Source organism: Jatrophihabitans sp. (genome assembly GCA_036399055.1).
In the GTDB taxonomy this organism is placed as follows: Bacteria; Actinomycetota; Actinomycetes; order Mycobacteriales; family Jatrophihabitantaceae; genus Jatrophihabitans_A.
The window spans coordinates 53,930-76,293 of record DASWNX010000014.1; the positions used below are offsets into that span (position 1 = coordinate 53,930).

The following is a 22,364-nucleotide window of genomic DNA, read 5'->3' on the forward strand; positions in this document are numbered from 1 at the left end:
GTATGCCTACTCCCCCGGACCAACAGAACCGACCGGACCAACAGAACCACAGCGAAATGGACAGTGCCGCCGGCTGGTGAGCCGGCGGCACCGTATATCGCGCTGTCACGCGCGGGGCTCGCTACTTCTTGCGGGCTACCACCGACACCGAGGTCTCACCCGCGCACTGGGACATCTCACGGATGGCCCACCGGCCGTCGAACTCCGCTGAGGTCCAGTCGGACTCGGCGTCATGCGGCTCGGTCTCGCCGTTCTTCAATGTGAAGCCCTTGGCCGGCAGGTCGTCCTGCAGGCCCTTCAGAACATCCTTGAACGCGGTGTTCGTCACGCCCTCAATCACCAAGCCGGCATCACCGCGGTTCTCGGCCGAGGTGACGATCGTTCCGGCCGGCAACGGGAAGTTCGTGGGGAAGCCGTCGGGCAACTGCGCGGCTTTGGCGTCCTTGAGGCAGACGGCGGCGCCGGCCGCAGCCGCTTCTCTCTCCTTCTCTTTCTCCTTCTCAGACTCGCTCTCGCAACCGGCAACCAGGATCAGAGCTGTCGCGACGGCGGCAGCCCGGGCAGCCCACCTCATTTGATGGTCACCGAGATGGAACGCCGGTTGTCGGCCTCGTTGGACTCGGTGACCACGTTGGCGGGGTCGGTTATCGCCAACACGGTCTGGCTGCCCTTGAGCTGCTTGGTGCTCCAGGCTGCCGTCACCGTCTTGGACGTGCCGGCCGGCACGGCCACCGGCGCCGAGGTGCTCAGCACCGTGCCGTTGACCACGAACTGGACGGGGGCGGTCGCGGCCGCCTTGCCGAGGTTGGTCACCGTCGCCGTGATCGAAGACGCGCCGTTGGCCGCGAGGGCAGCGGAGACATTGCTGAGCGTCAGGTTGGCCGCCGGGTCACTGGCCGCGAACATCGTCAGGCCGTCGTACTGGCGGGCGATGGTGGCGTAGGCGTCGAAGTTGTTGACGCCGGTGCTCGCGCAGCTGCCGGTGCAGCCGTCGGCGTAGCCGACCTGGACCCGGCCCTGCTTGTCGATGGTGGAGCCGATGAAGTCGAGCAGGTTGCGGTCGGTTCCACAGGTCGTGCCGCCGGTGCAGATCGAGCCGATCTGGACCGGGTCGGTCGGGGTGGCGTCGACGGTCACCCAGCTGGCGCCACCGTCATAGGTGAAGGCGGTGTAGAGGTGCCAGGCGCCCTTGAAGTTCACCGCGTCCTGGTAGTTGCCAGCGGTCGTGGTGCCGATCCAGCTCACCGCGGCCCGGTTGTCATCGCCGGCCACCGCGGTCGGGAACACCGAGTTCTTCACGCCCTGGGACGCGCCGACGTTGAAGTCGTTGACCCAGGTGACGCCCTTGTCGTGGCTGACCGCGACGTGCTGGGTGCCGTCACCGTTGGCGTAACCGAAGTACACCGTGCCGTTGGCGCCGATGCTGACCGCCGGGTCGGTGTCGCCGGGAAGGCTGTTGGGGATCTTGTGCACCGTCCAGGTCTTGCCGTTGTCGGAGGAGACGGTCACTGCCTGGTTGCCGCCGCAGTTCTTGTTCGGCACGTAGGCGGTGCCGTCGGGGGCAACCATGATGTGGCCGTGCAGGCCGCCGCAGTCGAGCAGGTTGTAGACCGGAACGCCGACGCCGAAGGTGGCGCCGCCGTCGCGCGACAGCGCGCAGAACGCGGTGGCGATGTCCTGGCTGCAGTAGTAGACGGCGCGGGGGTAGAGGTTCAGCGCGTTCAGCGGGTCCCCGGCGACGAAGTTGCCGCCGCCGAGGGTCTGGTGATCGACACCGGACTTGATGCCGCCGCCGGTGCTCGGGTGCCAGGTGAGGCCCTCGTCATCGGTGTAGCAGGTCAGCGAGTTGGCGCCGGACAGTTGCGACTCGAACGTCCGGCCGGTGACCGCGTCGGTGTAGAGGATCGGATCGAGAGAGATGGTCGACCCTGCCAGGCAGCCATTGGCCGCCTTGGCCGACACATCGCTCCAGGTGGCCGCCGGCGGGGTCACCGCGTCGTTGAACCTGACCTTGTAGGTCGACAGGTAGGCCTGGTAGAAGCTTGAGCCGGTCTTGAAGCTGTTGCCGATGGACGGCTCGCCCGCGTTGTGCGCGTCAGCCAGCGTCTCGGGCGCGCCGTAATTGGCCAGCTTGGGGGCCGGCGCGGTGGAACCCGGCGCTCCGTCGGAGGCCTTGGCCACCATGCTCGCGCTCGCCGAGTAACTCTGGCCGAGCGGAGCGAACGGGACCACCCGCACCGTGTACGTGCCGCTGGTCGGCGGCAGCACGATGACCTCGGGGTCGGCCGAGGAGGCCGCGGTGGCCACCGTGGCGCCGGCGGAGTTCAGGACGTAGACGTCGAAGTCGGCGGCGGCGTTGGGCCAGCTGACCGCGATCTTGAGGTTGTTGGCGTCTCCGTAGCCGGCCGGCGTCGTCACCGTCAGGGTGTAGTCGTCACAGGACTGGGGCAGCGTGCAGACCGGGTCACCAGCCTGCGCCGTCACGTTCGGAGCGAGGAACGGGCCAGCGGACCAGGACTTGGCGCCACTGGTGTCGGTCACCGTGCCCGAGGAAGGGGTGGAGCCGGATGCCGCGACGGCGCCGGAGACTGCAAGGGCGGAGACGGCCACGGCCACCAGCGCGAGCCGGCGGCGGCGTCCCGAAAAGGGCTTCATGCCAAGGTAACGACGCATAAATATAGAGGTTACGGCGTGGTGTCGGTTTTTCACAGCTTCTTCTCAGGCTGGCGGTAAGCGGCGTGCGCGCCGGTCATCCCGCTTGGCCGTATCCGGCTCGGCTCGCCCGCACGCCGCCTGCCGGCGGCATAAACGCGCCCCGCACGCCGCCTGCCGGCGGCATAAAGCAGGCGACGCCCGGCACTACCCTTGACAGCGAGATGTCATCGTCAGCGCAGCCGCCCGAGCCGTCCCGGCCACCCCGGTCGCCGCGGCGGTCCCGACCCTCCCGTCGACCCCAGTCCGAGCACCCCAAGACCGAGCGCCCCAAAACCGAGCACCCCAAGACCCAGCACCCCAAGACCGAGCGCCCCCAGACCGAGCACCCCAAGACCGAGCGCCCTCAGACCCAGCACCCCAAGACCCAGCGTCCCAAAACCGAGCACCCCAAGTCGCAGCGGCCGAAGTCTGAACGTCCGGCCGTCTCCACCCCGGCAGCGGCTGAGCAGGCCCGCGAGCTGACTCGCCGGATCGAGGAGTTGGGCCCCCGTGACCGGCACCAGTTGGCCCGCCGGCTGGCCGGCGCAGCCGCAAGCCTCGACCGCTTGGCGGCGCTGGCCAAGGACGTCGAACGGGCCGAGCGCCGGCTGGCCCAGCGCCGGGCCGCGGTTCCGACGATCAGCTACCCGGCCGATTTGCCGGTCAGCCAGCGCCGTGAAGACCTGCTGGCAGCGATCGCCGAGCACCAGGTGGTCGTGGTGGCCGGCGAGACCGGCTCGGGCAAGACCACCCAGCTGCCCAAGCTCTGCTTGGAACTCGGCCGTGGCGTCAAGGGCATGATCGGGCACACCCAGCCCCGGCGGATCGCCGCCCGCGCGGTCGCCGAGCGGGTGGCCGACGAGCTGGGCGCCGAGGTCGGCGGCACGGTCGGCTTCGCGGTCCGGTTCACCGACCGGGTCAGCGACACCAGCCTGGTCAAGCTGATGACCGACGGCATCCTGCTGGCCGAGATCCAGCGCGACCGGATGCTGCGCGCCTACGACACGATCATTCTGGACGAGGCCCACGAGCGCAGTCTCAACATCGACTTCCTGCTGGGATACCTCAAGCAACTGCTCCCCCGCCGGCCCGACCTGAAGCTGATCATCACCTCGGCCACCATCGACCCGCAACGCTTCGCCGAGTACTTCACCGGCGCGCCGATCATCGAGGTGTCCGGACGCAGCTACCCGGTCGAGGTCAGGTACCGCCCGATCATCGAGGAGGACTCCGACTCCAACTCACGGGAGGAACGCGACCAGGTCACCGCGATCTGCGACGCGCTCACCGAGCTGCGCCGCGAGCCGGCCGGGGATGTGCTGGTGTTCCTGTCCGGCGAGCGCGAGATCCGCGACACCGCCGAGGCGATCAACGCCCTAAAGCTGCCCGACACCGAGGTGCTGCCGCTGTACGCGCGGCTCTCGGCCGCCGAGCAGCACCGGGTGTTCGCCGGCCACCGCGGCCGGCGGGTGGTGCTGTCCACCAATGTCGCCGAGACCTCGCTCACGGTGCCGGGGATCAAGTACGTGATCGACTCGGGCGTCGCCCGCATCTCGCGCTACAGCCAGCGCACGAAGGTCCAGCTGCTGCCGATCGAGGCGATCTCGCGGGCCTCGGCCACCCAGCGGGCCGGCCGCTGCGGGCGGACCTCGGAAGGCATCTGCATCCGGCTGTACTCCGAAGATGACTTCCAGTCCCGTCCGGAGTTCACCGACCCCGAGATCCTGCGCACCAACCTGGCCTCGGTGATTCTGCAGATGGCCTCGCTGGAACTGGGCCCGGTCGAGCGCTTCGGCTTTCTCGACCCGCCCGACGCCCGGCAGATCGCCGACGGCGTCGGGTTGCTGACCGAGCTCGGCGCGCTGCAGACCGGCACGGCCGCCCAGCAGCCCAAGCTCACCGAGCTGGGCCGCCAGATCGCTCAACTGCCGGTGGACCCGCGGCTGGCCCGGATGATCATCGAGGCCGACCGGCGCGGCTGCGTGCGCGACGTGCTGGTGCTGGCCGCGGCGCTGTCGATCCAGGACCCGCGCGAGCGCCCGGTCGAGCACCAGCAGGCGGCCGACCAGCAGCACGCCCGGTTCGCCGACCCGACCTCGGACTTCGCCAGCTATCTCAACCTGTGGCGCCACGTCCGCGAGCAGCAGGAGCAGCTGTCCTCCAGCCAGTTCCGCCGGATGTGCCGGACCGAGTACCTCAACTACCTGCGGATCCGCGAGTGGCAGGACCTGTTCGGCCAGCTCCGCCAGATCGTCAAGGGGATGGGGGTGCAGATCGGCGACCAGCCGGCCGACCCCGAGCAGGTGCACCGCAGCCTGCTCTCGGGCCTGCTGTCCCACGTCGGGCTCAAGGACAGCGCCCGCCGCGACTACCTCGGAGCCCGCAACGCCCGGTTCGCGATCTTCCCCGGCTCGGCGCTGTTCAAGAAGCAGCCGGACTACCTGATGGCGGCCGAGCTGGTCGAGACGTCGCGGCTGTGGGCCCGGGTGAACGCCGGCGTCAAGCCTGAGTGGGCCGAGGAGCTGGCCGAGCACCTGGTCAAGCGCAGTTACAGCGAGCCGCACTGGGAACGCAACCGGGGCGCGGTGATGGCCTTTGAACGGGTCACCCTGTACGGGGTGCCGCTGGTGGTGGCCCGCAAGGTCGGGTACGCCGCCATCGAGCCGGAGCTGTGCCGCGAGCTGTTCATCAGGCACGCCCTGGTCGAGGGCGACTGGCAGAGCAGGCACCACTTCTTCGCCGCCAACCGGGCGCTGGTGGCCGAAGTGCAGGACCTGGAGAACCGGGCCCGACGGCGCGACATCATGGTCGATGACGAGTCGGTCTTCGCCTTCTACGACCAGCGGATCCCCGCCTCGGTGGTGTCGGGGAGGCACTTCGACGCCTGGTGGAAGAAGGCCCGTCACCAGCAGCCGGACCTGCTCGACCTGTCCACCAGCCAGCTGGTCCGGCCGGGCGCGGAGTCGATCTCGGCCGAGCAGTTCCCGGACCGGTGGAGCTCCGGCGACTACGAGCTGGAGCTGAGCTACCGCTTCGAGCCGGGCGCGGCTGCCGACGGCGTCACGGTCGGCATCCCGTTGCCGGTGCTGAACGAGGCCACCGCGGCGGGCCTGGACTGGCAGGTGCCGGGGCTGCGGACCGAGCTGGTGACCGCGCTGCTGCGCACCCTGCCCAAGCAGCTACGCCGCTCGGTGGTCCCGGTGCCCGACACCGCGGCGGCCCTGGTGGCGACGCTGCCAGAGGATCTGGGCGGCTCGGCCGGCCGGCTGACCAAGGTGCTGAGCGCCGAGCTGCGTGACCTGCGCGGCGTCGACATCCCTGAGGACGCCTGGGACCTGGACAAGCTGCCCGAGCACCTGCGCCCGACCTATCAGGTGCTCGACGAGCAGGGCGCAGTGCTCGGCCAGGGCAAGGACCTGGCCGAGCTGCAGGAGCGGTTCGCGCCGGCGGTCACCGCGACCCTGCAGAGCGTCACCGCCGACCTTGCCCGGGACCGGCTCGCCGACTGGGACTTCGACTCCCTGCCCCGCTCGGTGCGGCGCGAGGTGGCCGGCTACCCCGTCACCGGCTACCCGGCGCTGGTGGCCGAGGACGGAGCGGTCGCCGTCCGGGTGCTGGACACCGCGGCCAAGCAGCAGCGCCAGATGTGGGCCGGGACCCGGCAGTTGCTGGTCAACACCGTTGCCTCGCCGGTCAAGCACCTGATCCGGGGGCTGAGCCTGCAGCAGCGGCTGACCCTGAGCCGGACCCCGCACGGCTCACCGGCCGCCCTGCTGGCCGACTGCGTCGCGGCCGCGGTGGACCAATCGCTGCGAGCGGCCGGCGGTCCGCGCTGGGACCGGGCCGGCTTCATCGAGTTGCGCAGACAGGTCGCCGCCGAGCTGCCTGGCGCCGCGGCCGCCATCGTGGCGGTCGTGGAGAAGGTGATGGCCGCGGCGCACGAGGTGGAACTGGCGTTGAACGCCAGCACCGCGGCTCCGCTGGCGCCGGTGGTCGCCGCCGTCCGGGCCCAGCTGGACAGCCTGATCTACCCCGGCTTCGTCACCGACACCGGCGCGGTCCAGTTACCGCAGCTGCGGCGCTACCTGCGCGCGATGACGCAACGGCTCGCCGACGCTCCCGGCAACCTGGCGCGCGACCGCGACCGTCAGGCCCAGGTCGAGGTGGCGCAGCGGGACCTGGCCGACCTGCGCGCCAAGCTCGGCGAGGACGTCGCCGGCCTGGACGAGCTGCGCTGGATGATCGAGGAGCTGCGGGTCAGCCTCTTCGCCCAGAAGCTGGGCACGGCCCATCCGGTGTCCGTGCCGCGGATCCAGAGCGCGATGGACGCGTTGGAGGAGTCGGCGGAGTCAGCGCACCTGCTCAGCTGATTCCGGCTGCTCAGCTGACTCCGAATCCGACTCGACGGCCTCGGTCATGCCCTGGTAGTACCTGCCGCGGAAGAACACCAGCGGCTCGGTGATCTCCCAGTGCACGTTCATCCGCTCGATCTCGGCGATCACCACGGTGTGATCACCGGCCGCGGACTCGGTCCGCACGGTGCACTCCAACCAGCCCAGCGCGTCGTGCAGCAGCGGCGCGCCGTTCTCACCGACCGACCAGGACGCCTCGCTGAACCGGTCGCCGGATTTGCTGGCGAACTGGCGGCTGACTGCCTCCTGCCCCGCGGACAGGACGTTGATGGCGATGCGGCCGACCTCGCGCAGCGCCGGCCAGGTGGTGGATGAGGCGGCCGGGCAGAACAGCACCAGCGGCGGCTGCAAGGACAGCGAGGTGAAGGAGTTCATCGCCATGCCCACCGGGCCCTGCTCGGTGTGGGCGGTGATCACCGCGACGCCGGTCGGGTAGTGACCCAGGACGTGCCGCAGCAGGTCGGCGTCCGGACCTCGTAGATCGGGCCGAAAGGCGGCCACCATGTCATCGCTCACGGCGCCAGACTAGCCAACCGGCAATCCGGACAACTATCTCGACCGTGCTCCCTGCCTGCTGGAGGGCCGGCGAATAGGCTTGCCTGCCGAGCGGGTGCGCCGCGGCCGGTGGAGAAGTTGCGCCCTGCGCCGACTGCGGATGACTGCCCGGGTGGGCAGTCGCCCGCGCCGACTGAGCAGCCGACTGAGCAGCCCACTGAGCAAAGGACCCTGATGGAACTGACCGACGCGATCCGGCTCCGCCGCAGCGCGGCCCCGGTGACCGACGCCGCCCCTTCTGATGCCGAGCTCTATGACTACCTGGCGCTGGCGGCGCACAGCCCGGACCATGCCAGCCTGCGGCCATGGCGGCTGGTGACGGTGCGCGGCAGCGACCGGGACCGGCTGGGAGCCGCCCTGGTGGCCGGCTTCGGTGACGAGCCGGGCAGCCCGCAGGCGGCCAGGACGGCGTCCAAGGCCCTGCGCGCCCCGCTGCTGCTGAGCATCGTCGCCACCCCGCTGGAGCATCCGAAGGTGCCGGGCTGGGAGCAGTTGGCGGCCACTGCCGCTCTGGTCAGCACCCTGCAGCTGGTGTTGTTCGAGGCCGGTTGGACAGCCATGTGGCGCACCGGGCCGGCGGTCGGGCTCGATGAGGTGCGGCGGCTGATCGGGGTGGGCGCGGGCGAGCAGCTGCTGGGCTGGCTCTACGTCGGCGGCCGGACCGAGGTCAGGCCCGACCCTCGGCCTGACCCCGATGTCAGGGGCAAGATCTCACCGCTGCCCTGACCCGGCGCCGCTGACTGCACCGGGGCGCCGCTGCCCTGACCCGGGCGGGTCTGGACCTGTGAGCGCCCGTGAGCAGCGTGCGTCTACACCGTTGCCCGGCTCTGGGGATACGTTTGGGGGGCACGAGCAGCGACAAAGGAGTCGAGCCGATGGCGCACTACCGCAGCGTGGGAGCCGTTCCGCACAAGCGGCACACCCAGCATCGCGACCCCGAGGGCAACCTGTACTTCGAGGAGCTGATGGGCGAAGAGGGCTTTTCCTCCGACTCCTCGCTGCTTTACCACCGCAACATCCCGTCGGCGATCACCGAAGCCTGCGAATGGCAGCTGCCTGACCAGCGCCGGATCCCCAACCGGCCGCTGCTGCCCCGGCACCTGGTGCTGCCGGCGCTGTTCGACGAGGCGGCCGCGGCTGACGTCGACGCGGTCACCGGCCGGCGGCTGGTGCTGGCCAACGCCGACGTCCGGATCAGCTACGTGCTGGCCGGTCGGCCCTCGCCGTTCTACCGCAACGCCGTGGGCGATGAGTGCGTGTTCGTCCAGTCCGGCACGGCGCGGGTCGAGACGGTGTTCGGAGCGTTGGAGGTGGGCGCCGGTGACTACCTGGTCCTCCCGCGCGCCACCACCCACCGCTGGTTGCCCACCGGCGGCCAACCGGTGCGGCTGTACTGCATCGAGGCCAACTCCCACATCACCCCGCCCAAGCGCTATCTGTCCCGGTTCGGCCAACTGCTTGAGCACGCCCCGTACTGCGAGCGGGACCTGCGCGGCCCGACCGAGCCGCTGTTCGGCGAGGGCGGCGACGTCGCGGTCTACATCAAGCACCGCGACGCCACCGTGGCCGGCGGCATCGCCGGCACCGTGCACGTCAGCGCCCACCACCCCCTCGACGTCGTCGGCTGGGACGGCTGCCTCTACCCCTACGCCTTCAACGTCGCCGACTTCGAGCCGATCACCGGACGGGTGCACCAGCCGCCGCCGGTGCACCAGGTGTTCGAGGCCGACAACTTCGTGATCTGTAACTTCGTCCCCCGCAAGGTCGACTACCACCCGCTGTCGATCCCGGTGCCCTACTACCACTCCAACGTCGACTCCGACGAGGTGATGTTCTACGTCGCCGGGGACTACGAGGCACGCAAGGGCTCAGGCATCGGACCCGGTTCCGTCTCGCTGCACCCGGGCGGGCACTCGCACGGCCCGCAGCCCGGCGCCTACGAGCGCAGCATCGGCGCGCAGGAGTTCGACGAGCTGGCGGTCATGGTGGACACGTTCCGGCCGCTCGAGCTCGGCGAGGGCGCCCAGGCAGCCGACGACGGCCGCTACGCCTGGAGCTGGTCCGGCGGTCGCGGATGAGCGTTCCGCCCTTGTTCCGCGGCCTGTTCGATGACGCGGCGCTGTTCCCGCCGGGCAACGCCCCGATGGCCGAGGCCGTCGTCGGCCACGCCCGCTACCGCCAGGACTGGTACGCCGACCTGGTCGCCAGGTTCGTCTGCCCGGTCGGCCGGCTTTCCGAGCTGGACAGCGCGCTGGCCGAGCTGGCCGGCGCGCAGGTCACGGCCGGCGGGCAGGCCGCGACGGGATCGCCCGCCCAGGGCTCAGCGCTCGAGATCTCGATGACGGTTCCCGGCGGGCCGGCCGACCTGGCGCCGGCGCTCACCGCCGCCGAGGCCTGCCCGCGACTGCGAGCCGGCGCCATAGAGCTTCCGGTCCCCGCGGCGGAGCTGCCCGCGGCCCTGGACGAGCTCGGCCGGATCGCGCAGGCAGGCATGACGGTGTTCGTCGAGGTCGCGGTCTCCGAGGTGACCCGGGAGCTGGCGGCAGCGCTGCGCGCGGCAGGCCTCGGGCTGAAGCTGCGGACCGGTGGCGGCACGGCCGCCGACTTTCCCGACACCGGGTCCTTGGCGCAGGCCATCGAGGCCGCGGTCGCGGCCGGCGTCCGATTCAAATGCACCGCGGGTCTGCACAACGCGCTGGGCCATGTCGAGGAGGCCACCGGCTGGGCCCACCACGGCTTTCTCAACGTGCTGCTCGCCGTGCACGCCGCCCAGTCCGGCGCCGCGCCGGCCGCGCAGGTGCTGGCCAGCCGGGACGGCGCCGCGTTGGCCGAGCAGGCCCGCGACCTGTCACCCAGCGAGGTCAGCGCGCTGCGCGCCGGGTTCGCCTCGATCGGCAGCTGCAGCGTTGTCGATCCTCTGACCGATCTGACCGAGCTGGGACTGGTGAGCGCCGCATGACCCGGACCTGGCTGGGCGGGGCGGCCAACGAGCCCGATCACCCGTTCGGCGTCTCGACGCTGCCCTACGGCGTGGTGGTCACCGGCGGCCAGCCGCAGCCGGCCGTCCGGATCGGGGACTCGGCGCTGCTGCTGCGTCCGGCGACCGAGGCGCTGTTGCCCGAGCACGCCGGCCTGTTCGCGGGCGGAAACCTCGACGCCTTCCTGGCGGCAGGCCACGACAGCTGGGTGGACGTGCGGACGGCGGTCACCGGCTGGCTGACCGACGACGCCCATCGCGAGCTGCTCGAACCCCTGCTGATCCCGCTGGCGGGCCTGCCCGCCGTGCTGCCGTTCTCGGTGGCCGACTACGTCGACTTCTACGCCTCCGAGCACCACGCCCGCAACGTCGGTCAGATCTTTAGGCCCGACAGCGATTCGCTGCTGCCGAACTGGAAGCACCTGCCGGTCGGCTACCACGGCCGGGCCGGCACCGTGGTGGTCTCAGGCGCCGACGTCCGGCGTCCGCGGGGCCAGCGCAAGGGCGCCGAGGGGGTGGAGTTCGGGCCGTCGAAGAGCCTGGACATCGAGGCAGAGGTCGGTTTCGTGGTCGGCGTCGGCTCCTCGCAGGGGCGACCGGCGCCGATCACGGACTTCACCCGGCACGTCTTCGGGGTGGTGCTGCTCAACGACTGGTCCGCCCGCGACATCCAGGCCTGGGAGTACGTTCCGCTGGGCCCCTTCCTGGGCAAGTCGTTCGCCACCTCGATCTCGGCCTGGATCACCCCGCTGGCCGCGCTCGAGACGGCCCGGGCGCCTGCCGTGCCGCGCGAGCCGGCCCCGCTGCCCTACCTCGATGACACCGGCGACTCCTGGAACCTGGACCTGAGCATCGAGGTGCGGCTCAACGGCGAGCTGATCTCGCGGCCGCCGTTCGCCGCCATGTACTGGACCGGGGCGCAGATGATGGCGCACATGACGGTGAACGGCGCCTCGCTGCGGACCGGCGACCTGTTCGGCTCGGGCACCGTGAGCGGGCCCGAGCGCGACCAGCGGGGCAGCCTGCTGGAGCTCAGCTGGGGAGGCAGCCAGCCGTTCACGCTGTCCGACGGGTTCGCGCGCAGCTACCTGGCCGACGGCGACGAGGTCGTGATGACGGCCACCGCCCCCGGTCCGGAAGGCGCCCGGATCGGGATCGCGGAGGTGCGTGGCCGGATCACCTCAGCGCTCGACGGAACGGGGTGATCGTCCAGTGTTGTCCCGTGATCGGCTACACCGGCTGACCGCGGCCGAGCGCGAGCGTTACGCCGCAAGCCACCCGGCCTCGCGGGCCTTGTTCGACCAGGCCAGCCATCTGATCGGCCGGGTGCCGATGACCTGGATGAGCAAGTGGTCCGGCGGCTTTCCGCTCTACCTCGACACCGCCGTCGCAGCGACGGTGACCGACGTCGACGGTCACCGCTACGCCGACTTCGCCCTCGGCGACACCGGCGCGATGGCCGGGCACTCGGCGCCCCCCGTGACGGCTGCGATCAACCGCCGGGCGATCGAGCGAGGTGGGCTCACCGCCATGCTGCCGACCGAGGACGCCGAGTGGGTCGCTGCGGAGCTCGCCCGGCGTTTCGGGCTGCCGCTGTGGTCGTTCTCGTTGTCGGCCACCGACGCCAACCGCTGGGCAATCAGGGTGGCCCGGCTGGTCACCGGGCGCAGCAAGATCCTGGTCTTCTCCTACTGCTACCACGGCAGCGTCGATGAGACCTTCGTGATCCTCGATGACGACGGCGCCGCCCGGTCGCGGCCGGGCAACGTCGGCCCGGCGCTCGACCCGACCAGCACCACCCGGGTCGCTCACTTCAACGACCTGGAGTCGGTGCGCGCCGAGCTCGAGCACGGCGACGTCGCGGTGATCGTCACCGAGCCCGCGCTGACCAACATCGGCATCGTGCTGCCCGAGCCGGGATTTCTGGACGGGTTGCGCCGGTTGGCTGACCAGCACGGCACGCTGCTGCTGATAGACGAGACGCACACCCTGTCGGCCGGACCGGGCGGGATGACCGCGACCGAGCGGCTGCGACCTGACATCGTGGTGCTCGGCAAGTCGATCGGCGGCGGTGTCGCCTGCGGCGCGTACGGCCTCACCGAGGCGGTCGCGGCCCGCCTGGGCGAGCACACCCGCGCCGGCGCCGCCGACATCGAGGACGTGGGCGGCGTCGGCGGCACGCTCGCGGGCAATGCCCTGTCGACCGCCGCGATGCGGGCCACCCTGTCCGAGGTGCTCACCGAGCAGGCGTTCGACACGATGTCCGGGCTGGCTGCCCGCTACACCGCGGGCGTCCAGGCGACCATCGACCGGCATGGGCTGCCGTGGTCGGTCAGCCGGCTCGGCGCCCGGGCGGAGTACCGGTTCGCCTCGCCCGCGCCACGCACCGGCAACGACTCCGCGGCAGCCGCTGACCCCGACCTGGACGAGTACCTGCATCTGTACCTGGCCAATCGCGGCGTGCTGCTCACGCCGTTTCACAATGTGGCGTTGATGTGCCCGGCGACCGAGGCGGCCGATGTGGACCTGCACACCGGCCTGTTCGCCGACGCCGTCGCAGACCTGCTCGGGCGCTGAGGCCGGCGGCGCCGCTCCTGCAGGGCGCCGGGGCGAGTGCTCTGCGGGCCGACCGGTCTGCCAAGATCTGCGACATGGTCCTCGAAGTAGCCCTGATCGATGTCCAACCCGGCGCCGAGGCGGCCTTCGAGGCCGGCTACCGCGGCGCCGTCGGCGCCCTGCGTGAGTCCGAGGGCCTGCTGAGCCTGCGGATGACGCGCGGAGTCGAGACGCCGACCCGGTTCGTGCTGCTGGTGGAATGGGAATCGTTGCAGGCCCACCAGGCCTTCCGCGACTCTGAGCGGTTCGCGCTCTGGCGTGCCGGGGTCGGCCCGCACTTCGCTGAGCCGCCGCGCATCGAGCACTTCACCGACCTCGGCTGAGCCCTTCACCGACTCGCGCGCACCCCTGCCGCCTCGCTGACGCTCGCTGCGCAGTCCCCTGGGGATGCGCCCTGTTGTCGACCGTCTCCGCAGACGTCGGCCAGCGGGGACCGCGGTGGCGTCGTCCCCCGAGCGACGCCACCGCGGCAGCTTTGCCAGCGCGCGATCTGAACGGCTCCCCTACCGGGTGATCTGGATCGTCACGCTGTTGGTTTCGCTGCCGCAGGTGTACTGCCTGCAGCCCCAGATCTCGGCCGTCGCGACTGCCGTTCCCTTGGCGAACGCCTTGCCGGTGCTGGCCGGAACCCGGATCAGGACCCGCTGGTGCCCTCCGGTGCAGGCCACTTGGGTGTAGCTGTAGCCGGTGGCCGTCTCGCTGCCGACCCGCTCGGTCACCCTGAGCCTCACGTCGGCGGTGGAGGCGTTGCAGTCGACGTCGACGGGCACGTCGACCGCGGCGCCCCGGCTGACCAGACTCGCTGGTGACTGCGGGGTGACGTCGAGGTGCAGGCCACCGGAGTAGTACGCCAGCGCCGGCGAGCTGGGACTGAGCAGCACCAGCGCGGATCCGCCGACCAGCGCCGCGCCGATTACCGCCGCCTTGGCCCTGTTGCCGTTTGCCTTGATGTTCATGGGAACTCCTTTCGCGAGGTCTCCCCCGCCGGTTGGGTGATGCGGCCAGCCGGTATGTCCGGTGAGGCCAGGCCGACCAGTGCCGCTGCCACCAGCGGAATGGCCGGGATATGCCAGACAAAGTCGAAACCGGCGTGCAGGGCCAGCGCGAGGGTCGCCGCCAGGGCGCCCGCGCTCACCGCCCCGCCGGTCCGGCGGCTCTGCCAGAGCCGCCACAGAAGGGTCGCCAGCAACGTGGCCAGCAACAGTCCCCCGACGATGCCGAGTTCGGCGAGCACCTGCAGGTACTCGTTGTGGGCGTAGCGGTAGACGCTGCTACCGGTCCCGGTGGTCTGAGTCAGCGCGGGCAGGCTGGGGCCCGCGCCGATGAGCCGGTGCTGGTCGAAGACCTGCAGTGCCGCATGGAATGAGGCAGCCCGCTCAGGGTCATCGACGGTCAGCCGGGCGCCGGTGATGGCCGTGACGCCGGTCCATCTCGGCACGCTGAGGCCGAGTGCCAGCAACGCGAGACCACCGACCGCGACCGGGCTGAACCGGCCGAACCGGCTGTGCCGCAGAGCCGTCGCACCGGCACTGACCGCGAGGCCGGCGGCAAGGGCGATCGCGGCCGGGACCGGCCGCGGACCGCTCGCCGTCATAGTCGGGACCAGTCCGAATGCCGCGACCATCGCCCCGAGCGCCGGTCCCCACCCGGCACGTGTCAGCGCCTTCGGCCCGCGAGCGGCGGCAAGAACGACAAGGCCCACCGCCATCGCCAGCAGGCCGGCGCGGCTGAGGGTGGCGATCAGCCCGGCGAGCAACACGGTCGTGCCTAGCGCCAGCCGCATCGAGCGCGGCGTCTGGGTCAGGCAGGCAAGCGTGACCAGGGCCAGCATCGCCAGGATGACCGCCGTGGCGTTCGGATAGGTCAGGGTCGACGAGGCCCGCCACAGCCCCTGGCCCTGCCAGGTCCACCGCTGCCAGTGCAGCGCCAGTCCCAGCCAGCCGAGCAGCGCGATCAGGACCCCGCAGCCAACCAGGCCGGTCAGCACCAGGTCCCGGGCGATCGCGTCCAGCCTGCCGCACGCGAGGAAGACCGCGAGCACCCCGATCAGCAGCGCGAGGTAGGGAACAGCCGCACGCGGATCGTGATGCAGCATCGCGCCGATCAGCGCCCACCCCGCAAGGCCGGCCAGTGCGAAAGCGACCGGTCGGTCCGCACGCGCGAGCCGGTGCCAGCCGGGCATTGCCAGCAGCGCGGCAGCCAGCAACGCGGCCACCCAGAGCTGCACCCGAGCGTAGAAAGCCCCCTGCCCGACAACGGAAACGCTGAGAGCCGCTAGCAGAAATGGCGCTCCCCGCTGCGGGCTGTGAGCTAACCGCGCCGATGCCGGCACGCTCACCGGAGCACGGCCGGCTGGCTCTATACATTGCATGTAGTTAAAGAGTCACAACTACCCAGGTTCGTTGCTTTTCATGTATGTACGTTTCATAACGAAAATATTGGGAACTGACTCGCATACCGCCGTGACCAGCCTTAGCGGATCAGGCCTAGCCGATCAGGCCTAGCGGATCAGGCTCAACGGATCAGGGCATGGCCGGGCGTGCGAGGGGCGGCCAGGGTGGCGCAGCAGCACCTCGATGAGGTTGCCGGCCGGATCGGCGAGCTGGGTCCCGTAGTCGATTGACGCCATGCCGGGACGCCAGCTGGGGCTGCCTGACGAGACACTCGGCGCCGCGGCACGGGACCCGGTGGCGAGGGCTCCCCCGCCACCGTGTCCCACCGCCTACTTGGTGACCTTGATCGTCGTGCTTGCTGACTCGCTGCCGCAGACAGTCCCAGTGCAGCTGTAGAGAAACGCGCTCGCGACTGCCGACCCCTTCGCGAACGACTTGTCGCTGCTCGCGACAACCCTGACCAGCACCCGCTGCGTGACTCCGGTGCAGGTCACCCGGGTATTGCCATACCCGCTCGCGATCCGGCTGCCCACCCGCTCGGTCAGCTGGATGTCCAGGTACGCGTACTGAGCGTTGCACTCGACGTCGACAGCCACATCGACCGCGGCGCCCCGGGCGACCAGGGTCGCGGGCGACTGCACGGTGAACTCCAGGTGCAGGCCGTCAGAATCGAACGCCAGCGCCGGTGCGCCGGGGCCGAGCAGCGCCAAGGCGGCTCCGCCGGCCAGCGCGCCCACGGCTGCCTTCATCCTGTTGTTGTTCATGTGGTGCTCCTTTTCGCGAGGTCTTCCTCGTCGGGGCGGGTGTGCGGCCCGGCCCGTGCTTGGTCAGATGAGGCCAGCGCCGCCCGAGCGGTGCGGGCGGGATATGCCTAGGCATGCCCAAGCCAGGTCCAGATGCCAGCAATGCCAGGCTGACCGGTATGACGGTCAGCCATGTCGCCAGAACGTCTGCGGCGGGCTTACATTGCCACTAGGTATGAGACAATGGTGCGCAGATCAACTACATCTCGCCGGTATCCATCTCATAACGAAATCTGGCACACCGACGTCAAGCGCCCTCAGGGCCGGGCGGGCGTTGGGCGCCCGGGGTGGCGCAGCAGCACCTCGATGAGGTTGCCGGCGGGGTCGGCGAGCTGGGTTCCGTAGTAGCTCAACTGGTCGGACTCCCAGTCCCGAGGCGCCTGCACCACCGAGATGCCGGCGTCGCGGGCCACGGCGTGCACCGCGTGCACCAGCTCCCGCTCGGTGACCGCCAGCGCCAGGTGCGCGCCGCTGGTCGCCGCGGCGCCGGCCACCAGCCACAGCACCAGCCGCCCGCCGGCGCTGCCGTAACCCACCGCCGCGACGGTGCCGGTGTCGTCCTCGTCACCCTCGGGGTCGGAGAAGTCCACGGTCGGCGCCAGGCCCAGGCAGCCCAGCAGGGCGTCATATACTGCCCGACTGGCCTCGAAATCCTCAGCGACAATCGTGACGTGATCCAGAGTCGTGCTCATCGGCATGACCTCATCTCTACCGGATCGAGACAACCAAGTGCACCTACACCCCGAAGTCGCGTCCGCGATCGCGGCAGGCCGCCCGGTCGTGGCGCTGGAAAGCACGATCATCAGTCACGGGCTGCCCCGGCCCGCCAATCTCGACATCGCCCGCGAGATCGAGCAGGCGGTCCGCGACGGCGGCGCGGTGCCCGCGACGATAGCCATCGTCGCCGGCCAGCCGCGAGTCGGCCTGGACGACGAGGAGCTGCGCGTGATCGCCGGCTCCGACGACGTGGTCAAGGCAAGCGTCCGTGACCTGGCTGCCGTCGTCGCCCGCAAGGGCCACGGCGCCACCACGGTGGCCTCGACCGCGCACCTGGCGGCGCTGGCCGGCATCGCGGTGTTCGCCACCGGCGGCCTCGGCGGCGTGCACCGGCAGGCCCGCGAGTCCTGGGACGAGTCCGCCGACCTGGGCACGCTGTCCCGGACGCCGATCACCGTGGTCTGCGCCGGGGTGAAGTCGATCCTGGACGTGACGGCCACCCTGGAGCGGCTGGAGACACTCAACGTCGGCGTTATCGGATACCGGACGAATGCCTTTCCCGGCTTCTACCTCGCCGACTCCGGTCACCGGCTGGACTGGCGGGTCGACTCGGCCGCCGAGGTGGCTGCGGTGATGCGGGCCCGGACCGAGCTCGGCGTCGACCGGTTCGGGCTGGTCGTGGCCAACCCGATCCCGGCCGCCGACGAGCTGGACCGGCAGCTGCATGACCGCGCTCTGACTGCCGGCCTGGCGGCGCTCAGCCGGGGCGGGATCACCGGCAAGCAGGTGACACCGTTCCTGCTCGACTTCTTCCACCGCGAGACACAGGGCGCCTCGCTGACGGCCAACGTCCGGCTGGTGCTGAACAACGCCCGGGTGGCGGCCGAGATCGCGGCGGCCTACGCGGCCTCGTCCGCCGGGTGATCCGGCCGGTGCGCCAGATGCGGCCAGGCGGACGGGTGGTCTGCGTCGGCGACGTCATGCTCGACATCTCCGCGGCGCTGCCGGGCCCGCTGGCGCTCGGCTCGGACACCCCTGCGACGATCAGCTTCTGCCATGGCGGCTCGGCAGCCAACACCGCCGCCTGGCTGGCCAGCCTGGCGGTGCCGTGCGTGTTCGCCGGCCGGGTCGGTGACGATCCGTTCGGCCGGGAGGCCGTCACCGCGCTACGCGCGCACGGCGTGATCCCGAGGGTGTCGATCGATCCGGCCACTGCGACCGGGATCTGCCTGGTGCTGGTGGGCCCGGACGGCGAGCGCACCATGGTGCCCTCGGCAGGCGCGAACGCCACCCTCAGCCCGACCGATCTGGGCGAGGACCTGCTGACGGCCGAGGATCACCTGCACCTGTCCGGCTATGCCCTGCTGAACCCCGGCTCCCGGCCGGCGGCGCTGTTCGCCCTGCGGTTGGCGGACTCGGTCGGCGCCTCGGTGTCGGTGGACGCCGCCTCGGCCGGGCCGATCCGGTCGGTCGGGGCGCAGCGGTTTCTGGACTGGATCGCGCCGGGCGCGGTGTTGCTGGCCAACGCCGACGAGCTGGCCGCTCTGACCGGCGCGGACGGCGCGGACGGCGTTGATCAGGACGCGGGCCTCGCGGCCCTGGTGGCGCGGCACTTGACCGTGGTGCTCAAGCGCGGCAGCGCCGGCAGCGTGCTCGCCACCGCGGCCGGGCGCTGGCGCTGCGCCGCCGAGCCTGCCCAGGTGCGGGACACGACCGGCGCCGGCGATGCCTTCGCCGCCGGTTTGCTGGCCGCGCGGTGGGCCGGCGCAGAGCTGAGCGAGGCGCTCGGCCAGGCCAACCGGCTGGGCGCGGCCGCGGTCGCTCGGATCGGGGGCCGCCCGAACCCTTGAAGTCCGCGGTGCTCACGATGTGCCTCGCGGCAGCGTTCGCCGTCCTGGCGCCAGCGCATGTCTCAGCGACTCCCCCGAGCGCCCCGCCGGCCCACGAGAAAACGACCGCGGGGTCACTACAAACGACCGCAGGGTCGCCACAAACGACCGCGGGGTCACTACAAACGACCGCGGGGTCACTACGCCGAGCGGTACGTCCTGCGGGAGGAGCCGCTGCGTTCGGGCGTGACCGCCTCGCAGCCGGCCACTCCCGCTAGCTGAGCGAGAGGCCGCGAGCCGTCGCCGAGATGCGCACGCCCTCGGCAGTGGCGCTCAACTGCTGGATACGGAGATGAAAGGGCAGCCCGCGCAAGGACAGCTTGTTCGCGAAGATCGAGCTGAACTGGTCGCTGAGCTGCTCGGGCACCGCGATGCCGGCCTGGGGCACCCCTACCCGGATCGAGGAGAAGGTCAGCGCGTCACCGCCGGCGATGCCCACTTCGGCGCTGGCGGTTCCGGTGAGGGTCTGGCCCAGCACCTCGACCGAGCTGCTGGCCTGCACCCGTCCGCCACCGGCGTAGCCGAGTGTGACGCCCAGCGCCCGGGACAGCTCCTGATAGGTCAGCAGCGCGGTGCCGTTGGCCGTCTCGGCGGTCGCGCCGGAGAAGCGGTCGATGGTCCTCAGGTCATGCAGCCGGGCGTCGAGATCAGCCAGCCGGACCGTGCGGTCGCTCGTGCCGACCGGCATGTCCTGGGCCTTGAGCCGCACGGCCGGATAGTGATTGGCCAGCACCTGGGTCAGGAAGGGAAAGCCCTCGATGTCGACCGAGGGCCGGCTGCTCAGGTCCTGAGAGGACTGCACCTTGGAGGCGATCTGCCGTTCTGCCACCAGCAGGCTGACCCGGTCTGCCGCGACAACCAGCACCGCGAAGACGATGAGGAAGATCAGCAACCCGCGTACGGGTGATCGGCGGCGCCTCACTGCAGACAAGATTCGTTGCCTTCCGGGTCAGTGAGGGCTATCTACCAGCCGCCGTTCTCATCACGCTCGTCCACCAGTGTGGCGCCTACGACCACCAGGCGTTGCGCAGGCTCGCTGACAGGGTCGGCGCCGTCGATCGACACCTGGGCCTGAGGGCCGACCCGCGCGCCGCCTGCTTGCGCGCCGCCTGCTTGCGCAACAGCGGAACTCACCGGACGCCCGCCGCGTCCATGCCTCGAAGCTCCTTCTTCAGCTCATTGATCTCGTCGCGAAGCCGGGCAGCCACCTCGAACTGCAGCTCGCGAGCCGCGCCCATCATCTGCTCATTGAGCTGCTGGATGAGGTCGGCCAGCTCGGCGCGGGGAAGCGCCGCCACGTCGAGCTTGCCGTCGGCATGAGCGCCGATTCCGATGACGCCGACCGAGCCGACGCCACGCCCGGCCCGGCCCGGTGTCGGGGACTTGCCCCGCGACTGGGACCTGCCCGACCCGCCGGTCGCCAGCAGCTCCTCAGTGTCTTCGGCCTCTCGGGCCAGCATGTCGGTGATGTCGGCGATCCGCTTGCGCAGCGGCTGCGGGTCGATGCCGTGCTCGGTGTTGTAGGCGATCTGGATCGCCCGCCGCCGGTTGGTCTCGTCGATCGCCTGCGCCATCGAGCGGGTGACCTTGTCGGCGTACATGTGCACCTGCCCGGACACGTTGCGCGCGGCCCGGCCGATGGTCTGGATGAGCGAGGTGCCCGAGCGCAGGAAGCCCTCCTTGTCGGCGTCGAGGATGGAGACCAGCGACACCTCGGGGAGGTCCAGGCCCTCACGCAGCAGGTTGATGCCGACCAGCACGTCGTACTCGCCCATGCGCAGCTCACGCAGCAGCTCGACCCGGCGCAGGGTGTCGACCTCGGAGTGCAGGTAGCGCACCCGGACCCCGAGTTCGAGCAGGTAGTCGGTCAGGTCCTCCGACATCTTCTTGGTCAGGGTGGTGACCAGCACCCGCTCGTTCTTCTCGGCGCGGACCCGGATCTCGTGCACCAGGTCATCGATCTGGCCCTTGGTGGGCTTGACCACCACCTCGGGGTCGATCAGTCCGGTCGGTCGGATCACCTGCTCGACGAACTCGCCGCCGGTGCGGCCGAGCTCGTAGTTGCCGGGGGTCGCCGACAGGTACACCGTCTGGCCGATCCGCTCGACGAACTCCTCGAACTTCAGCGGCCGGTTGTCCATCGCGCTGGGCAGCCGGAAGCCGTGGTCGACCAGGGTGCGCTTGCGTGACATGTCGCCCTCGTACATGCCACCGGTCTGCGGCACCGTCACGTGCGACTCGTCTATCACCAGCAGGAAGTCTTCGGGGAAGTAGTCCAGCAGGCAGTTCGGCGCGCTGCCGGGCTGGCGGCCGTCGATGTGCAGCGAGTAGTTCTCGATGCCGGAGCAGAAGCCGACCTGGCGCATCATCTCGATGTCGTAACTGGTGCGCATCTTCAACCGCTGGGCCTCGAGCAGCTTGTTCTGGCTGTTCAGCTCATCCAGGCGCTGCTCCAGCTCTTTCTCGATGCCCGCGATGGCCCGTTCCATCTTGTCCGGGCCGGCCGCGTAGTGGGTCGCCGGGAAGACGAAGACCTCCTCGACCTCGCGAATCACCTCACCGGTGAGCGGGTGCAGGTAGTAGAGCCGCTCGATCTCGTCGCCGAACATCTCGACCCGGATCGCCAGCTCCTCATAGACCGGGAACACCTCGACGGTGTCACCGCGGACCCGGAAGGTGCCGCGGGTGAAGGCGATGTCGTTGCGGGCGTAGAGCACCCCGACCAGGCCCCGCAGGATCTTCTCGCGCTCGATCTGCTGCCCTACCCGCAGCCGGACGGCCCGGTCGACGTACTCCTGTGGGGTGCCCAGGCCGTAGATGCAGGAGACCGTGGCCACCACGACGACGTCTCGGCGGGTCAGCAGCGACATCGTCGCCGAGTGCCGCAACCGCTCGACCTCGGAGTTGATCGCCGAGTCCTTCTCGATGTAGGTGTCGGTCTGCGGGACGTAGGCCTCTGGCTGGTAGTAGTCGTAGTAGCTGACGAAGTACTCCACGGCGTTGTTGGGCAGCATCTCGCGCAACTCGTTGGCCAGCTGGGCCGCCAGCGTCTTGTTCGGGGCCATGATCAGGGCCGGTCGCTGCAGGCGCTCGATCAGCCACGCCGTGGTCGCTGACTTGCCGGTGCCGGTCGCGCCGAGCAGCACCACGTCCCGCTCGCCGGCCCTGACGCGCTTCTCCAGCTCGGCTATCGCGGTGGGCTGGTCTCCCGAGGGCGTGAAGTCGCTGATGACCTCGAACTTGCCGCTCGAGGGGATGATGTCGCTGTCTACCCGCATGCGTTCAGAGTACGAGCACGCTCTGACAAC

Annotated in this window: 20 protein-coding genes; 9 read left to right on the forward strand and 11 right to left on the reverse strand. The window is 70.5% G+C overall.

All coding sequences use genetic code 11. The features are described 5' to 3' along the window. Nucleotides 1-121: 121 nt before the first annotated feature. Nucleotides 122-574: a hypothetical protein gene (locus VGB75_04345; GenBank protein HEY0166253.1), complete on the reverse strand. Its 453-nt coding sequence runs from the start codon at nt 572-574 to the stop codon at nt 122-124. Then, nucleotides 571-2,673, reverse strand: coding sequence for a CARDB domain-containing protein (locus VGB75_04350; protein ID HEY0166254.1), 2,103 nt, complete (start codon nt 2,671-2,673; stop codon nt 571-573). The genes VGB75_04345 and VGB75_04350 overlap by 4 nt, the downstream gene beginning before the upstream one ends. A 203-nt stretch (nt 2,674-2,876) precedes the next feature. On the opposite strand from VGB75_04350, the gene hrpA reads away from it, so the two are divergent. Then, nucleotides 2,877-7,064, forward strand: a complete 4,188-nt coding sequence (gene hrpA / locus VGB75_04355) for an ATP-dependent RNA helicase HrpA (GenBank protein HEY0166255.1) — start codon at nt 2,877-2,879, stop codon at nt 7,062-7,064. On the opposite strand, the gene VGB75_04360 is transcribed toward hrpA, so the two are convergent. After that, complete coding sequence (locus VGB75_04360) at nt 7,044-7,622, reverse strand: flavin reductase family protein (protein HEY0166256.1); 579 nt, start codon at nt 7,620-7,622, stop codon at nt 7,044-7,046. The two genes, hrpA and VGB75_04360, sit on opposite strands and share 21 nt — an antisense overlap. Before the next feature lie 213 nt (nt 7,623-7,835). On the opposite strand from VGB75_04360, the gene VGB75_04365 reads away from it, so the two are divergent. The 6 genes from VGB75_04365 to VGB75_04390 all read left to right on the forward strand — a co-directional run bounded on the left by VGB75_04365 (nt 7,836) and on the right by VGB75_04390 (nt 13,577). Continuing rightward, nucleotides 7,836-8,387, forward strand: coding sequence for a nitroreductase (locus VGB75_04365; protein HEY0166257.1), 552 nt, complete (start codon nt 7,836-7,838; stop codon nt 8,385-8,387). A 149-nt stretch (nt 8,388-8,536) separates the two neighbouring features. Then, complete coding sequence (locus tag VGB75_04370) at nt 8,537-9,739, forward strand: homogentisate 1,2-dioxygenase domain-containing protein (protein HEY0166258.1); 1,203 nt, start codon at nt 8,537-8,539, stop codon at nt 9,737-9,739. Continuing rightward, nucleotides 9,736-10,620 carry a hypothetical protein gene (locus VGB75_04375; protein HEY0166259.1) on the forward strand — a complete coding sequence of 295 codons (885 nt, stop codon included), beginning with the start codon at nt 9,736-9,738 and terminating at the stop codon, nt 10,618-10,620. Before VGB75_04370 ends, VGB75_04375 begins: the two co-directional genes overlap by 4 nt. Next, the gene (gene fahA, locus VGB75_04380; protein ID HEY0166260.1) at nt 10,617-11,843 is read left to right on the forward strand and encodes a fumarylacetoacetase; all 1,227 of its coding nucleotides are present in this window, start codon (nt 10,617-10,619) and stop codon (nt 11,841-11,843) included. The genes VGB75_04375 and fahA overlap by 4 nt, the downstream gene beginning before the upstream one ends. Nucleotides 11,844-11,850: 7 nt before the next feature. Then, nucleotides 11,851-13,215 carry a transaminase gene (locus VGB75_04385; protein HEY0166261.1) on the forward strand — a complete coding sequence of 455 codons (1,365 nt, stop codon included), beginning with the start codon at nt 11,851-11,853 and terminating at the stop codon, nt 13,213-13,215. A gap of 74 nt (nt 13,216-13,289) precedes the next feature. Further along, a complete protein-coding gene (locus VGB75_04390; GenBank protein ID HEY0166262.1) occupies nt 13,290-13,577 on the forward strand; it encodes an antibiotic biosynthesis monooxygenase in 288 nt (95 codons plus the stop codon). Between the two features lie 180 nt (nt 13,578-13,757). On the opposite strand, the gene VGB75_04395 is transcribed toward VGB75_04390, so the two are convergent. The 5 genes from VGB75_04395 to VGB75_04415 all read right to left on the reverse strand — a co-directional run bounded on the left by VGB75_04395 (nt 13,758) and on the right by VGB75_04415 (nt 17,142). Continuing rightward, nucleotides 13,758-14,210, reverse strand: a complete 453-nt coding sequence (locus VGB75_04395) for a hypothetical protein (protein ID HEY0166263.1) — start codon at nt 14,208-14,210, stop codon at nt 13,758-13,760. After that, entirely contained in the window at nt 14,207-15,481 is a 1,275-nt protein-coding gene (locus VGB75_04400; GenBank protein HEY0166264.1) for an O-antigen ligase family protein, read from the reverse strand. Before VGB75_04400 ends, VGB75_04395 begins: the two co-directional genes overlap by 4 nt. A gap of 273 nt (nt 15,482-15,754) precedes the next feature. Further along, complete coding sequence (locus VGB75_04405) at nt 15,755-15,883, reverse strand: hypothetical protein (protein HEY0166265.1); 129 nt, start codon at nt 15,881-15,883, stop codon at nt 15,755-15,757. Between the two features lie 93 nt (nt 15,884-15,976). Next, the gene (locus tag VGB75_04410; GenBank protein ID HEY0166266.1) at nt 15,977-16,411 is read right to left on the reverse strand and encodes a hypothetical protein; all 435 of its coding nucleotides are present in this window, start codon (nt 16,409-16,411) and stop codon (nt 15,977-15,979) included. 296 nt (nt 16,412-16,707) lie between these two features. Then, nucleotides 16,708-17,142, reverse strand: coding sequence for a VOC family protein (locus VGB75_04415; protein HEY0166267.1), 435 nt, complete (start codon nt 17,140-17,142; stop codon nt 16,708-16,710). A 4-nt stretch (nt 17,143-17,146) separates the two neighbouring features. Between VGB75_04415 and VGB75_04420 the strand changes: the two genes are divergently transcribed. Together VGB75_04420 and VGB75_04425 are read left to right on the forward strand one after the other, a co-directional pair. Continuing rightward, nucleotides 17,147-18,091, forward strand: a complete 945-nt coding sequence (locus tag VGB75_04420) for a pseudouridine-5'-phosphate glycosidase (GenBank protein HEY0166268.1) — start codon at nt 17,147-17,149, stop codon at nt 18,089-18,091. Further along, nucleotides 18,088-19,017, forward strand: coding sequence for a sugar kinase (locus VGB75_04425; GenBank protein ID HEY0166269.1), 930 nt, complete (start codon nt 18,088-18,090; stop codon nt 19,015-19,017). Before VGB75_04420 ends, VGB75_04425 begins: the two co-directional genes overlap by 4 nt. A gap of 253 nt (nt 19,018-19,270) precedes the next feature. Here the strand turns inward: VGB75_04425 and VGB75_04430 are convergent, their stop codons facing one another. The 3 genes from VGB75_04430 to uvrB all read right to left on the reverse strand — a co-directional run bounded on the left by VGB75_04430 (nt 19,271) and on the right by uvrB (nt 22,334). Then, complete coding sequence (locus tag VGB75_04430; GenBank protein HEY0166270.1) at nt 19,271-19,948, reverse strand: DUF2993 domain-containing protein; 678 nt, start codon at nt 19,946-19,948, stop codon at nt 19,271-19,273. Nucleotides 19,949-20,019: 71 nt separating this feature from the next. Further along, nucleotides 20,020-20,190, reverse strand: a complete 171-nt coding sequence (locus tag VGB75_04435; GenBank protein HEY0166271.1) for a hypothetical protein — start codon at nt 20,188-20,190, stop codon at nt 20,020-20,022. Further along, nucleotides 20,187-22,334, reverse strand: a complete 2,148-nt coding sequence (gene uvrB / locus VGB75_04440) for an excinuclease ABC subunit UvrB (GenBank protein HEY0166272.1) — start codon at nt 22,332-22,334, stop codon at nt 20,187-20,189. Before uvrB ends, VGB75_04435 begins: the two co-directional genes overlap by 4 nt. Nucleotides 22,335-22,364: the final 30 nt, after the last annotated feature.

Excerpts from the sequence above, each read along its gene's own strand:
- VGB75_04345 (HEY0166253.1), bottom strand. The coding sequence starts at position 574 with ATGAGGTGGGCTGCCCGGGCTGCCGCCGTCGCGACAGCTCTGATCCTG.
- VGB75_04350 (HEY0166254.1), bottom strand. The coding sequence starts at position 2,673 with ATGCGTCGTTACCTTGGCATGAAGCCCTTTTCGGGACGCCGCCGCCGG.
- hrpA (HEY0166255.1), top strand. The coding sequence starts at position 2,877 with ATGTCATCGTCAGCGCAGCCGCCCGAGCCGTCCCGGCCACCCCGGTCG.
- VGB75_04365 (HEY0166257.1), top strand. The coding sequence starts at position 7,836 with ATGGAACTGACCGACGCGATCCGGCTCCGCCGCAGCGCGGCCCCGGTG.
- VGB75_04370 (HEY0166258.1), top strand. The coding sequence starts at position 8,537 with ATGGCGCACTACCGCAGCGTGGGAGCCGTTCCGCACAAGCGGCACACC.
- VGB75_04375 (HEY0166259.1), top strand. The coding sequence starts at position 9,736 with ATGAGCGTTCCGCCCTTGTTCCGCGGCCTGTTCGATGACGCGGCGCTG.
- fahA (HEY0166260.1), top strand. The coding sequence starts at position 10,617 with ATGACCCGGACCTGGCTGGGCGGGGCGGCCAACGAGCCCGATCACCCG.
- VGB75_04390 (HEY0166262.1), top strand. The coding sequence starts at position 13,290 with ATGGTCCTCGAAGTAGCCCTGATCGATGTCCAACCCGGCGCCGAGGCG.
- VGB75_04395 (HEY0166263.1), bottom strand. The coding sequence starts at position 14,210 with ATGAACATCAAGGCAAACGGCAACAGGGCCAAGGCGGCGGTAATCGGC.
- VGB75_04405 (HEY0166265.1), bottom strand. The coding sequence starts at position 15,883 with ATGGCGTCAATCGACTACGGGACCCAGCTCGCCGATCCGGCCGGCAAC.
- VGB75_04410 (HEY0166266.1), bottom strand. The coding sequence starts at position 16,411 with ATGAACAACAACAGGATGAAGGCAGCCGTGGGCGCGCTGGCCGGCGGA.
- VGB75_04415 (HEY0166267.1), bottom strand. The coding sequence starts at position 17,142 with ATGAGCACGACTCTGGATCACGTCACGATTGTCGCTGAGGATTTCGAG.
- VGB75_04420 (HEY0166268.1), top strand. The coding sequence starts at position 17,147 with ATGACCTCATCTCTACCGGATCGAGACAACCAAGTGCACCTACACCCC.
- uvrB (HEY0166272.1), bottom strand. The coding sequence starts at position 22,334 with ATGCGGGTAGACAGCGACATCATCCCCTCGAGCGGCAAGTTCGAGGTC.